Consider the following 12,720-nt stretch of genomic DNA (forward strand, 5'->3'; position numbering starts at 1 on the left):
CAACAGCTGTTGAATAACGAACTCAGGACTCGGTGTGCCGGTGCACGGCGAACATCGCCCGCTCGTCACCCTCCCCCACGCAGCTGACCAGAGCCTCCTCCAGCCCGCTCATGTCCACGCCGATCAACACCAGGCTGGTCCGGCGCGGTTCGTTCCTGCCCCATGGGGCACGCCGAAAGCGCAGGAAGCCGCCGACCACCTGCAGCTCGTACCGCTCAGGCTGTCCGAAGTGGACGTAACCCTTGATCCGGAACACGCCGTCCGGGCGGCCGTCGAGGAACGCCATCAACCGCTCGGGATGCATCGGCTCGTCGGTCTCGAAGGACACGCTCTGGTACAGCGCGTGGGCGTGCTCCCCATGGTCCGTCGCGCCGTGGTCCTCCAGGTCGTCGAACGACAGCTGCGCCGGCCGCGGGCGCTCCCGACGGTCGAACAGCAGCCCCGGGTCGAGCCGCCCGTACTCGGTGGTGACGATCGCGCCGCCCTCGGCCAGCTCCGTCACCACGGCGAACACCTCGGCCAGCTCGGCGGCGTCCACCCGGTCGACCTTGTTCAGCACCACCAGGTCCGCGACCTGCAGGTGCTTGTCCAGCTCCGGATGCCGCTCCCGGGTGGCGGCGAACTCGACGGCGTCCACCACCTCGACCAGGCCGCCGTACTCGACCGACGGGTCCGCGCTGCCCAGCACCTGCCGGGCCACCGCCTGCGGCTCGGCGATGCCGCTGGCCTCCACCACGATCACGTCCACCGTGCCGGTCAGCTTGCCCAGCACGTCGTCCAGCCCGCCCTCGTCGGTCACGCAGCACACGCAGCCGTTGGACAGCGACACCATCGCGTCCACCTGGCCGGCGACCGCCATCGCGTCGATGTTCACCGCGCCGAAGTCGTTGACCACCACCCCGATCCGGGTGCCGGAACTGGTCCGGAGCAGGTGGTTGAGCAGCGTTGTCTTGCCCGCGCCGAGAAAACCGGCCAGCACCACCACGGGGACAGTCGTCCGCGCCATGGTCCCCTTCCCGAATGTCGCGATTTCCGCCCATGATAACCGGTGTCGTGGTTACAGTCGGTACATGATTGACTTCGAGAAGGCGACGCTGCTCAAGCTGGCCCGCATCGACCCTCGGGACATCGCCGGCAGCGTGGAGCCGCTGATCGTGCCCGGCGAGGAGTTGCACGCGGCGTTCAAGACGGTGCGGGACTTCGTCGTCTTCACGAACAAGCGGGTGATCGCGGTCAACGTGCAGGGCATGACCGGCAAGAAGAAGGACTACACCTCGCTGCCGTACAGCAAGATCCAGGCCTTCTCGGTGGAGACCGCCGGCCACTTCGACCTCGACGCCGAGCTGGACCTGTGGTTCAGCGGCCTGGGCAAGGTGCGCTTCGAGTTCCGCGGCGAGTCCGACATCCGGCAGATCAGTCAGCTGATCGGCTCGTACGTGCTATGAGATGAGCATGGAAACCCTGCCGTGCGGGCACGTGGCCGAGGCCGGCGACATCCGGATGTGCGCGCATCTGGTGGCCGAGAAGCCGCCGTGGGCCTCGTACCGGTGCTTGACCGGTCGCGGCCTCGAGTACGTGCGCCTGTGCGAGCCGTGTGTCGACGGCGGGCTCTCGGCAACCGTCACGGTGTGCGTCGGCTGCGTCGAGCGGGTCGAGGCGCAGACGCACTCCCGTGGCACGCGCGGGCGGCCGGAGTTCCGGCGCCGTGACGAGGTCCTGGCCGAGCCGACTTCCGTTGCCTGCACGGTGGTTCCGCGCAACGAGTACTGCCTGGCGGCGCTGCCCGACGGCTGGCTGGCCCTGACCGACGACGCCCTGATCCGCATCGCCGACGACGGCGCCACGACCTTCGTCGGCGAAGTGGACTTCGAGGAGTGGTACGACCCGGACGACGAGAACTCGCCGGAGGCGGTGGGCGACTTCGAGATCGGCTCGGGGCTGCATGTCTCCCCCGACGGCCGCTTTGCCGCCGTGGTAACGAATTTCGGCCGCTACGGCATCGTGATCGACCTGTCGGACGGCTCCGTCGTGCTCGAACTCGACCGGACCTTCGACGACAACTGGACCACGTTCTTCCCCTTCGCCTTCCTGCCCGACGGCACGTTCGTCACGGCGACGGCCAGCAACTGCCTGGACCGCTTCGACCTCGCCACCGGGAATTGCCTTACCGAGCGCGACATCTCCTACGGCACCGAGCGCTACGTGGACTGCTTCCACGGCGGCCTGACGCCCAGCCCGTCCGGCCGCTGGCTGATCGACGACGGTTGGGTGTGGATGCCGATCGGCGTCCTCAGCGCCATCGACACGGTGGCCTGGGCGCGGGACCGGTACGCCGCGGAGCACGGCGTCACCGTCGACGACCCGGATGGCGACTGGAACCGGCCGCTGGCCTGGCTGGACGACGAGATGGTGGCGGTGCAGCGGATCGGCCGCTCCTGGGACAGGATGATCGACGGCGTCACCCTGTACCGGGCGCCGACGTTCGAGAAGGTCGGCCACTTCTATGGCCCCACCGGCCGGATGTGGGCGCATCGCGGTCGGCTGCACACCGTCACGGATGAGGGCATGGAGGTCTGGGACCCCGCTGACGGCGCGCGCATCGGCCTGCTCAAAGGATTCTCACCCACCGCGCACAACCGTGCCGCCGGCGTGTTCGCGCAGCTCACCGACGGACAACTGCGTACCTGGCGGTAACCTCCGGCCGGCGCAGCGCCGGCTGCTCCCCATGGCGTCAGTCCCCCTCCGGTCCGGCGCAAAGCGCGTTTCGCGTGGCGAGAACCGGGCAATCGTCGGGGGTCACACCGACGAAGGAGGACCCCATGTCGACCACAGCCATCGTGATCGTGGTCGTTGTCGTTGTCGTGCTGCTGGTGGCCGCGCTCGTGGCGCGCCCCTACCTGAAGCGCCGGCAGCTGCAGGCCAAGTTCGGCCCCGAATACGACCATCTGGTGCGGGACAAGGGAGATCGCCGCACCGCCGAGCAGGAGCTCGAGGAGCGCCAGCGCCGGCACGAGCGGTTCGAGCTGCGCCCGCTGAGCGAGGAGAGCCGGGAGGGCTACCTGCGCGACTGGGCCTGGGCGCAGGAGCAGTTCGTGGACTCGCCGCGCGGCGCCGTCCGGCGGGCCGACGAGCTGGTCGGGCAGATCATGCGCGAGCGGGGCTACCCGGTCGAGGGCACCGAGCAGCAGATCGCCGACCTGTCCGTCGAGCACTCGGCGGTGCTGGACAACTACCGCATCGCGCACGACATCTCCAGCCGCGGCGACGACGACGCACCGTCCACTGAGGACCTGCGCAACGCCATGCGGCACTACCGCACGCTCGTCGAGGACCTGCTCGACCACGCCACGACGGAACGGAGCAAGTGATGCGACAGCACGAGGACAGCAAGAACGTCACGACCACCGAGGACATCGCGGCCGTCGACGAACCCCGTGCCGAGACCGACCCGATCGACTCGGACCGGACCGACGCCGACCGCGTCGAGTCGGAGCGCGTCGACACCGACCGCGCCTCCGATGACCGGATCTCCGGCGACCGGTTCTCCGACGACGAGCGGATGGCCTCCGGCCAGACCGACTCGGAGCGGATCGGCTCGGAGCGGGACGACGACCGGGTCGTCACCGTCGACGAGACGGCCCGCCCCACCGACACCACGCTCGCCGGCCGGCACGAGCCCGGCCACGTCGCCGAGGTCCCCGGCCAGCGTCAGCCCGGCGACGCCGCCGCCGACGTCCTGTTCGACGAGGCCGACGCCGCCCGCTTCCGGGACCGCTGGCGCGAGGTGCAGGCCGGCTTCGTCGACGACCCGAAGCGCGCCGTGCAGGACGCGGACGTGCTGGTCGCCGAGCTGATGCAGTCGCTGGCCTCAGCGTTCAGCGAGCGCAAGCACCTGCTCGAGGACCAGTGGCGGGAGGGGTCGAGCGCCGAGACCGAGGATCTGCGCCTGGCCCTGCGCGGCTACCGGTCGTTCCTGGACCAGCTGCTGGCGCACTGACCAGTCGGGGCCGCCACCCTGACGGCGACCCTGAAATGACCCTGGTCCTCTTCCGTTGCGACGCCACCGGCGGCACCGGCCGGGCAGGATGGGGGCATGAAGACCCTGCTGAACCTGATCTGGCTGGTGCTGTCCGGCTTCTGGATGGCGCTGGGCTACGCCGTGGCCGGCGTGATCTGCTGCGTGCTGATCATCACGATCCCGTTCGGCGTCGCGTCGTTCCGGATGGCGAACTACGCGCTGTGGCCGTTCGGCCGCACCCTGGTCGACAAGCCGACCTCCGGCGCGGGCGCGGTGCTCGGCAACATCATCTGGTTGGTGGTGGCGGGCTGGTGGCTGGCACTCGGGCATCTGGTCACCGGCTTCCTGCTCTGCGTCACGATCATCGGCATCCCGCTCGGGGTGGCGAACTTCAAGCTGATCCCGGTGTCACTGCTGCCGCTCGGCAAGCAGATCGTCGAGACCTGATTTCGTCACGCCGCGCGCCGCGAGAGCGTCCTTGAACGCATGCAGCGCGACGAAGGCGTCCTTGGTTGCGGTCGCGCCGGCCTTCGGCGCGACCAAAACGTCACGGTGCCGGGGCGGCAGCGCGAGCAGCGCGTCGGCGACGGCGAGCTGGCGGCGCTGCGCCGCCGGAACCACGCTGTCGGTGCCCTCACCCACCACGTCCTGCACGGTCCGGAACAGCCACAGCCTGGCCTGCACGCCTTCGCCCAGGTCACGGGCCTTGGCCGCCCGAACCAGGGTCTGCGTGACGACGTCCTCGGCCCAGGCGCGGCGGCCCCCGGTCAGCCGGTTCGCGTATGCCATCAGCGCGGCCCCGTGCTGCTGGTACAACGCCCGGACGACCTTCTCACCCCTAGCCATGGTTCGAGTTTCAACCATCCGCGTGGATGGGACATCGGGGAAACCCACAGCGCTCAGGGGCGTGACGAAACCCGGCCCTGCTCGACCGCCCACGCCGCGACCTGGGCCCGGGTCCGCAGGTCCAGCTTGGTGCGGATGTGCAGCAGATGTGTCTCCACGGTCCGCTCGGAGATCGACAGCCGGACCGCGATCTCCCGGTTGGTCAGGCCCTCCGCCGTCAGCATCGCCACGTCCCACTCGCGCTGCGACAGCGGCGAGTCGTCGTCATCGGCGACCGGCGTCCGCAGCGCGTACGCGATCGCCTGCGCCAGGGTCATCCGCTCGCCGGCCTCGGTGGCCTCCCGCGCCGCCTGCGCGCTCAGCGACGCCCGCGCGGTGGCCATGGCGGCGTCGACATGCCGCTGCCAGAACGGTTCCCGGCGCATCCGCCACTTCCGCAGCTGCGTCGCCATCGCCGTGCCGAGCAGCAGCGCCCGCTTCGGCTCGCCGGTCAGCGCGGCGACGATCGCCAGCCCCTCCACCGGGTACGTGGCCGGCTCACCCGCCGCCGGACAGACCTCGACGCTGCGCCGGAAGTAGTCCCCGGCCTGGTCGATCTTCCCGCGCTCCAGGGCGATCCCGCCGGCCGAGTGCAGGATCTCCATCTGCTTCACTGGATCCGCGAGCTCCATGTAGACCGGCAGGCACTCCTCGATCAGCTCCGCCGCCCGCGCCGGGTCGCCGCCGGCCATGGCGCCGTAGCCGAGATTGTGCATTCCCACCGCGGTGTCCAGGGGCCGGCCCAGCGGCCGCACCAACTCCACGCAGCGCTCGGCGCACCGCGTGCTGCGCTCCACGTCGCCCAGGGCCTGGTAGACCATGGACAACAGGGTCATGTTGCGACCCAGCACCACCGGCCGGTCGCGCGGCTCCTCCAACGCCATCGCCTCGACGGCCAGGTCGCGGGCCCGCTCGAAGTCCCCCGCGGTGACGTTGAACCACCCCAGTTCGATCAGCGCCAGGCTGCGGTACGGATTGTCGGCCTTCGTGATCGTCAGCGCGGCCTCGAGCAGCTTGCGGATCTGGACGGTGTGCCCCTGCCGCCGCCAGGCGCCGCCGAGCGCGGCGGCCAGCACCGCAAGGCGCTCGTCGCGGCGTGCCGTCGTCCATTCCACGGCCTGCAACAGGTTGTCGCGCTCGTCGTCGACCTTGGGGCCGTCGTCGTACACCGTGAGCAGCATCTGGTCCACGTAGTGCGACTCGCCGAGCGAGGTCAGCCAGCCGACCAGCCGTTCGGTGGTGTCGTCGACCTCGCCGGCCTCGGCCAGCTTCTCCCGCGCGTAGAGCCGGATCGACTCCAGCTGGCGGAACCGCTGCACCATCCCGGGCACGGCCACGACCAGCGACTTCGCGTCCAGGTCGGCGAGCAGCCGGAGCGTGCGCTGCGGGCCGACGCCGCACACCGCGCTGGCCGAGTCGAGGCTGAAGTCGCCGGCCAGCACCGACAACCGGCGCAGCGCCTCGCGCTCGGTGTCGTCGAGCAGCTCGTAGCTCCACTCGATGGTCGCCCGCAGGTCACGGTGCCGCGTCGCGGCCGTGCGCGGGCCGCGCGACAGCAGTTCGAACCGGTCGTCCAGGCGCGCGAGGATCTCCTCGACCGACAGTACTCGCACCCAGCGCGCGGCCAGCTCGATCGCCAGCGGCATGCCGTCCAGGCGCATGCAGATCTCCGCCACGACCGGCCGGTTCGCGTCCGTCAACTCGAAGTCCGGCCTCAGCAGCCGGGCCCGTTCCACGAAGAGCTGCACGGCTTCGGAACGCTGCGAGGAGTCCGGCAGCGAGAGATGTCCGACCCGGAGCACGGCTTCCCCAGGCAGGTCAAGGGATTCCCGGCTGGTGACGAGCACGCGCAGCTGCGGGCAGCCGGTGAGCAGCGCGTCGGCCAGCGACGCGCTCGCATCCACGAGATGCTCACAGTTGTCGATGACGAGCAGTGCTCGCTTGCCCTGCAGCGCAAGGACAACCGTGTCCACCAGATCCTCACCGGCCTGCTCCCGCACGCCCAGCGCGGAGGCGATCGTCTGCGCCAGCAGGTGATCGCTGGTCAGCGGGGCCAGCTCGACGATCCACACGCCGTCGGGATACGTGGCCACGGCACGGGTCGCGTACTCCGTCGCCAACCGCGTCTTGCCGGCGCCGCCCGTGCCGACCAGGCTCACCAGTCGGGCGCGGCGCAACAGCAGGCCGATGTCGGTCAGCTCCTGGACCCGCCCGACGAACGCGTCGCGGCTGGCCGGCAACCGGCGCGCGGCCATGGGCTGAGCCTCTGCCGTCGACTCGGGCTGCTGGTCGCCGGAGCGCTGGCGGTAGGCCCGCTGACGGCAGGCACGCGAGCAGAACCGAGCAGGCCGACCCGGCCCGTCAGCGCGCGACGGCAGCTCGTTTCCGCACGTCTCGCAGCGCGTCGGTGCCACTGACAACGGCGCTCCCTCTCCTGCACCCGTGCCTCGACCCTACCCGTGGAAAGACCGGACATCGTAGCCGCCGACCGCCACGGGTCACACGTGCTGCCCGTCCGTGCCCAGATACCCGGTCGGCCGGGACCAGTCCAGATGGGCCAGGAAATCCGGCTGTTCGGACGGCTTCGGCCGGGCGCTGGGCGGCGTCGTGCTGCCCGTTCGCGCGGCGGTGAACCGGGCGCTGGTGGCGATGTTCTGCTCGACGCGGGGCCGGCGCAACGTCTCGTAGGCATCCAGGGCCTCGGTCGTCACGCCCAGGTCGCGCAGGGCCTTGCCCAGTACGACGGCGTCCTCCAAGGCCATCGACGCGCCCTGGCCGGTCGCGGGGGACGCGGCGTGCGCGGCGTCCCCGACGAGCAGCATCCGGCCGGCCCGCCACGGCATGCCTTCCGGCAGGTCACGGGCGTTGGTGACCATCAGCCGGTCGGTCGTCGCGGCGATGATCTCGGCCGCCGGCGTCGCGTCCGGGCGGACCAGTGGCAGCAGCGTCTCCCGCCACTGCTCGGGCGAGCCGGCGGCGATCTCCTCGGCCGTCAGCTCGGTGTCCGGCACGCGGCAGAACCAGTTCGTCTCCCCCTCCGGCGACACGGCGTAGCCGATGGCCGTGCCGCTGCCGCGGAGCATCTCGATCCGCCCCGGCTCGTGATCGGGCTTGGCGTCGGTGGTGTAGCCGTAGAAGACGCGCTGGCCGGCGTAGCGGGGGCTGGTCGGCGCGATGAGCGAGCGGACCGTCGAGTTCAGCCCGTCCGCGCCGAGGATGAGGTCACCGGTCGCGGTGCTGCCGTCCTCGAAGGTGACGGTGCCGTCGTCGACACCGATGAGGCGCTTGCCGTGCACGATCTCGATGCCCCGCCGCCTGGCCTCCGCGCGCAGGGCGGCGCCCAACTCGGCGCGGCCGATGCAGCGGTAGTGCCTGAGCGGATCGTCCTGCTCGCCGATCGGCGTGACGGCCAGCACATCGCCGTTGTGCGCGGTGACGCGCATGGCGGTCAGCGGAAAGCCGACCCGGGCGACGGCCTCGGCGGCGTCCAGCTGGGCCAACGCGATCATGCCGTTGCTGGCCAGCGTGAGGAATGCTCCGATGTCGGCGCCGCTGTCCGGGTGGGCCTCGAACACGGTCACGTCGAGGCCCGCCTTGTGCACGGCCAGCGCCGCCGACGTGCCCGCGATGCCGCCGCCGATGATCAGGATTCGCGTCACGGGTCCATTATTGCGGGCGAGCAGGGAGGTACCGATGCCAGGACCGCTGTCCGGACTGCTGGTCGTCGCCTTGGAACAGGCCGTGGCCGCGCCCTTCGCCACGCGCCAACTGGCCGACCTCGGCGCCCGGGTGATCAAGATCGAGCGTCCCGGGGGCGATTTCGCGCGGGGCTACGACCGGGCCGTGCACGGGCAGTCCAGCCACTTCGTGTGGCTCAACCGCGGCAAGCAAAGCGTCGAGCTGGACGTGAAGGAATCCCCGCACGTGCTGCGGGCCCTGGTGGAGCGGGCCGACGTGTTCGTGCAGAACCTCGCGCCCGGCGCGGCCGCCCGGCTCGGCTTCGGGGCGGACGACCTGACGGCCCGACATCCGCGGCTGGTCACGTGCGACATCTCCGGCTACGGCTCGGACGGCCCGTACCGTGACCGCAAGGCCTACGACCTGCTGATCCAGAGCGAGGCCGGACTCATCTCGATCACCGGCACCCCGGAGTCGCCGGCCAAGGTCGGCATCGCCGCCGCCGACATCGCCGCCGGAATGTACGCGTACAGCGGGATCCTGACCGCTCTGTACGACCGTGAGCGCACCGGCCGGGGCAGCGCCATCGAGGTGTCGATGCTGGAGGCGCTCGGCGAGTGGATGGGATTTCCCTTCTACTACGGCACTTACGGCGGCACCCCGCCCGTGCGCAGCGGCGTGCACCACGCCACCATCGCGCCGTACGGGGCCTACCGGGCCGGCGACGGCACCGTGATCCAGCTCGGCATCCAGAACGAGCGGGAGTGGCAGGAGTTCTGCACCAAGGCGCTCCTCATGCCGCATGTGGCCACCGATGCGCGTTTCGTGTCGAACTCCGACCGCCTGGTTCACCGATCGGAACTGGACGCCGTCATCGACTCCGTGTTCGGCGGCCTGACCGGCCCGGAGCTGATAGGTCGCCTGGAATCCGCCCGTATCGCCTTCGCCCAGCAGCGGACGGTCGCCGAGTTCGCCGCCCATCCCCAGCTCCGCCACCGTGATCGCTGGCGGACCGTGTCCACACCCGAGGGCGACGTGCGGGCATTGCTGCCGCCGGCCACCTTCCGCGGCCGGGAGGCCGAGATGGGGCCGGTGCCGGCGTTGGGCCAGCACACCGAGGAAGTGCTGCGCTGGCTGGGCGTCTAGTTGTGTAGCGCCTCCGCCAGCGGCAGGAACTTCGCCAGGAACTCGTCCCAACTCGTCGAGCCCGCCGGCCGCAGCACGAACTTCGACAGCCCGGCATCCAGATAGCCGTCGAGCAGCCGCCGGGCATCGTCCCAACTGCCGGCGACCAGATCCGCGGGGTCGACGCCCGGCGCGCGGTCCGCGGCGGCCTTGGCCAGCGCGGGCGGAATGCCGTCGGGGGCGACGGCCAGCGACAGGCCGTAATGATCCTCCTCGACCTCCCGGCCGGCCTCGGCGGCGGCCGCCTTGATCGTCTCGACGTGCAGCTTGGCCTGCTCGGGCGTGACGAAGCTGCCCAGCCAGCCGTCGGCCAGACGGCCGACCCGGCGGAGCGCGGCGGGCGCGCTGCCGCCGACCCAGATGTCCAGCGGCCGCGCCGGGCGTTCGGCCAGGGAAACGCCGTCCACCTGGAAGAACTCGCCGTCGAAGCTGACGTTGTCCTCGGTGAGCAGCAGCCGCAGCAACCGCAGCGACTCGTCGAAGACGGCCGCGCGGCGGCCCTCCGGCACGGGGAACAGGTTCCACTCGTCGCGCCGCGCGGGCCGTAGCCCGAACACCGGCAACACGCGCTTCGGCGCCAGCCCGGCCAACGTGGCGAGCTGCTTGGCCACCAGCACCGGATGCCGCCCGGGCAGCACCGAAACCCCGGTGCCGACCTTGAGCTTGGTGGTGCGGGCCAACGCGTGCGCCATGCCGATCATCGGATCGACGTTGCCGCCGTAGACGACCTCGGACAACCACAGCGAGTCGACGCCCTCGGCCTCCAGCTCGTCGACGATCTTCGGGAACTCGGCGGCGCCGCCGCCCGGTCTCAGTCCGACGCCCAACCGCACCTTCAGCACGCCCATGCCCAAGGTCTTACCAGAGGAAAGCACGCCCATGTCGGCGTCTTCCCGGCGCGACTTGCACACCCGACCGTACTTACGCTTTGATAAGCACTGTACAGCTGCGAAGGAGGCAGCCATGGATCCGAGAACCTGGGACACCGACGAGGTGCGTCGCTACCTGCTGCTCGGCACGTCGCCGCCGGACACCGAGGGCGTCTCCGGCGTGGGCGAGCGGGCGATGGTGGTGGGCTCCACCGGGCCGTTCGCCCAGCTCGCCGGCCGGCAGGCGCTGGCGGCCGGCGGCAGCGCGGTGGACGCCGTCATCGCGACGTCCCTCGCCCAGATCGCGCTGGCCGCCGGCTCGTGGGTGAGCTATGCGGGTGTATTCACCATGACGCATTTCCTCGACGGCAGAACGGATTCGCTCAGCGCCGGCTTCGCGACGTTCGCCGAGGAGGACGACCCCGCCAGCATCCCGCGGCAGCCGATCGCGAGCGGCCGTACGGCATTGGTGCCGGGCTTCATGGCCGGAGTGCAGGCAGCGCACCGAAGATTCGGTCGCCTACCGTGGGCGGATCTCTTCGAGCCGGCGATTTTTGTTGCCGAGCAGGGCTTTCCGGTCGGCCTCGGCCGGGCAAACCAGTTCGCGCTACGGAAAGATGTTCTGCCGCCGGGGTTTCATGCCGTCGAGGGCGACGAGTTCCGCCAGCCCGACCTGGCCCGCACGCTGCGGGCCGTCGCCGCCGAGGGCGCGGAGTGGATGTATCACGGGCCGTGGGCACGGGAGTTCGTCGACGTCGTGCGCGCGGCCGGCGGCAAGGCCACGCCGGCCGATCTCGCCGCGTACGAACCGGTTTGGGACACGCCGGTGACCGTGGACTTCCACGGTGCCCAGGTGCACGCCGTCGGCCGACCGAACCGTGGCGGCGTGGCCCTCGCCGAGGCGTTACGCCTGGCCGAGGGCATCGGCGACCCGCTGACCGACCCGGTCGCGCTGCGGGACCTGATCGGCGTCGCGCGGCAATCCGGCCGTCCCGGCGGGCACTCCGACTTCGTGCTGGCCGTCGACTCGTACGGGGCCGTGGCCGCCGCGTGCCACTCCATCAACACCAGCTTGTGGGGCACCACCGGCTTGTTCGCCGGCGGCGTCTCCATCCCCGATGCAGCGTCGTTCCAGCAGGCCACCCTGGCCAAGCTCGGCCCCGGCGAGCACTTACCGTCGCCCGCCAACCCCGCGATCGTGCTGCGCGACGGCGTGCCGGTGCTGGCATCCAGCAGCATCGGCGCCGGCTTGCACTGCGCCACCCTGCAATGCCTGCACGCCGTGCTCGGCCTCGGCGTGGACATCGCCGACGCCGTGCGCCGCCCAATGTTCCACGGCCCCGACTACCTGGCCGGCGACACCGTCGTCACACCCGTGCAGGATCGATTACAGGGCAAGCGTTTCGGCTCCGCGTGGCAGAACGCCGTGCAGCGCGCCCGCGAGGCCGGCGTGTCCCGCGAAGGCATGTGGGATGCCGTGCTGGCCGACATCCCCCAGGTCATCGAGGACCGCTTCGACTCGGATGTGCTGCGCCGCGCCGAGGAGCTCGGTCAGCGGCTCACCGTGCGACCCGTCACCGAGCCGTCCATCCCCCGCGGCTTCTGGGGCGGGATCGCCCTCGGTGACCGGCTCGTCGGCGCACGCACCCCGTTCTCGGGCGGCACCGTCGAAGGGCTGTAGTCAGTCCTCGCGCACCTGCACGTCCACGACGTTCGGGTAGAACGCCACGTACTCCTTGATCTCCGCCACCGCGTCGTAGGGAGTCTCGTACGTCCACACCGCGTTGTCCGCCGAGGTCTCCCCCGCCCGGATGCTGTAGTAGGAGGCGTCCCCCTTGTACGGGCAGTACGTCTCGTGCTCCGACCGCTCCAGCAGCGTGAAGTCCACGTCCTTGCGCGGGATGTACCGCACCGCCGGGTACGTGCTCTCCTGCAGCGTCAGCGCCTCCCGGGTGTCCGCGATGACCCGGCCGCCGACCGTCGCCACCACGTGCTCACCCGTCGCCGTCACCGTGATCGGGTGCTTCTCGTTCGGGATCAGGACCTGCTTGCTCACCGTGCGTCAACTCCTCGACCTCTCGGATA

General features: G+C 70.8%; 13 protein-coding genes. 7 read left to right on the forward strand and 6 right to left on the reverse strand.

Features of this window, described 5'->3' with window-relative positions:
- Positions 1–22: 22 nt before the first annotated feature.
- The gene (locus BJ998_RS02645; protein WP_184858142.1) at positions 23–1,006 is read right to left on the reverse strand and encodes a CobW family GTP-binding protein; all 984 of its coding nucleotides are present in this window, start codon (positions 1,004–1,006) and stop codon (positions 23–25) included.
- Between the two features lie 64 nt (positions 1,007–1,070).
- Here BJ998_RS02645 and BJ998_RS02650 point away from each other — a divergent pair, with 64 nt between their 5' ends.
- The 5 genes from BJ998_RS02650 (at position 1,071) to BJ998_RS02670 (ending at position 4,465) form a co-directional block, all read left to right on the forward strand.
- Positions 1,071–1,445 carry a PH domain-containing protein gene (locus BJ998_RS02650; protein WP_184858144.1) on the forward strand — a complete coding sequence of 125 codons (375 nt, stop codon included), beginning with the start codon at positions 1,071–1,073 and terminating at the stop codon, positions 1,443–1,445.
- 1 nt (position 1,446) lies between these two features.
- Positions 1,447–2,694, forward strand: a complete 1,248-nt coding sequence (locus BJ998_RS02655; RefSeq protein ID WP_184858146.1) for a WD40 repeat domain-containing protein — start codon at positions 1,447–1,449, stop codon at positions 2,692–2,694.
- 125 nt (positions 2,695–2,819) lie between these two features.
- Complete coding sequence (locus BJ998_RS02660) at positions 2,820–3,368, forward strand: hypothetical protein (protein WP_184858147.1); 549 nt, start codon at positions 2,820–2,822, stop codon at positions 3,366–3,368.
- Positions 3,368–3,997, forward strand: coding sequence for a hypothetical protein (locus BJ998_RS02665; RefSeq protein ID WP_184858149.1), 630 nt, complete (start codon positions 3,368–3,370; stop codon positions 3,995–3,997). The genes BJ998_RS02660 and BJ998_RS02665 overlap by 1 nt, the downstream gene beginning before the upstream one ends.
- A gap of 96 nt (positions 3,998–4,093) precedes the next feature.
- Complete coding sequence (locus tag BJ998_RS02670; RefSeq protein WP_184858151.1) at positions 4,094–4,465, forward strand: YccF domain-containing protein; 372 nt, start codon at positions 4,094–4,096, stop codon at positions 4,463–4,465.
- On the opposite strand, the gene BJ998_RS02675 is transcribed toward BJ998_RS02670, so the two are convergent.
- From BJ998_RS02675 to BJ998_RS02685, 3 genes are all read right to left on the reverse strand, one after another.
- On the reverse strand, positions 4,427–4,864 hold the full coding sequence (locus tag BJ998_RS02675; RefSeq protein WP_184858153.1) for a sigma factor: 438 nt from the start codon (positions 4,862–4,864) through the stop codon (positions 4,427–4,429). The genes BJ998_RS02670 and BJ998_RS02675 overlap by 39 nt on opposite strands.
- A gap of 53 nt (positions 4,865–4,917) precedes the next feature.
- The gene (locus tag BJ998_RS02680; protein WP_184858154.1) at positions 4,918–7,158 is read right to left on the reverse strand and encodes an ATP-binding protein; all 2,241 of its coding nucleotides are present in this window, start codon (positions 7,156–7,158) and stop codon (positions 4,918–4,920) included.
- 243 nt (positions 7,159–7,401) lie between these two features.
- Entirely contained in the window at positions 7,402–8,562 is a 1,161-nt protein-coding gene (locus BJ998_RS02685; protein WP_184858155.1) for an FAD-dependent oxidoreductase, read from the reverse strand.
- A 34-nt stretch (positions 8,563–8,596) separates the two neighbouring features.
- Between BJ998_RS02685 and BJ998_RS02690 the strand changes: the two genes are divergently transcribed.
- Positions 8,597–9,727 (forward strand): CaiB/BaiF CoA transferase family protein, encoded by a 1,131-nt coding sequence (locus tag BJ998_RS02690; protein WP_184858156.1) that lies wholly within the window; start codon positions 8,597–8,599, stop codon positions 9,725–9,727.
- Here the strand turns inward: BJ998_RS02690 and BJ998_RS02695 are convergent.
- Positions 9,724–10,608, reverse strand: coding sequence for a TIGR03854 family LLM class F420-dependent oxidoreductase (locus BJ998_RS02695; protein ID WP_312890535.1), 885 nt, complete (start codon positions 10,606–10,608; stop codon positions 9,724–9,726). The two genes, BJ998_RS02690 and BJ998_RS02695, sit on opposite strands and share 4 nt — an antisense overlap.
- Positions 10,609–10,729: 121 nt before the next feature.
- On the opposite strand from BJ998_RS02695, the gene BJ998_RS02700 reads away from it, so the two are divergent.
- Positions 10,730–12,316: a gamma-glutamyltransferase gene (locus BJ998_RS02700; protein ID WP_184858157.1), complete on the forward strand. Its 1,587-nt coding sequence runs from the start codon at positions 10,730–10,732 to the stop codon at positions 12,314–12,316.
- Here BJ998_RS02700 and BJ998_RS02705 read toward each other — a convergent pair whose 3' ends face one another.
- On the reverse strand, positions 12,317–12,691 hold the full coding sequence (locus BJ998_RS02705; RefSeq protein ID WP_184858158.1) for a DUF427 domain-containing protein: 375 nt from the start codon (positions 12,689–12,691) through the stop codon (positions 12,317–12,319).
- Between the last annotated feature and the right edge of the window lie 29 nt (positions 12,692–12,720).

It is taken from the genome of Kutzneria kofuensis (assembly GCF_014203355.1).
In the GTDB taxonomy this organism is placed as follows: Bacteria; Actinomycetota; Actinomycetes; order Mycobacteriales; family Pseudonocardiaceae; genus Kutzneria; species Kutzneria kofuensis.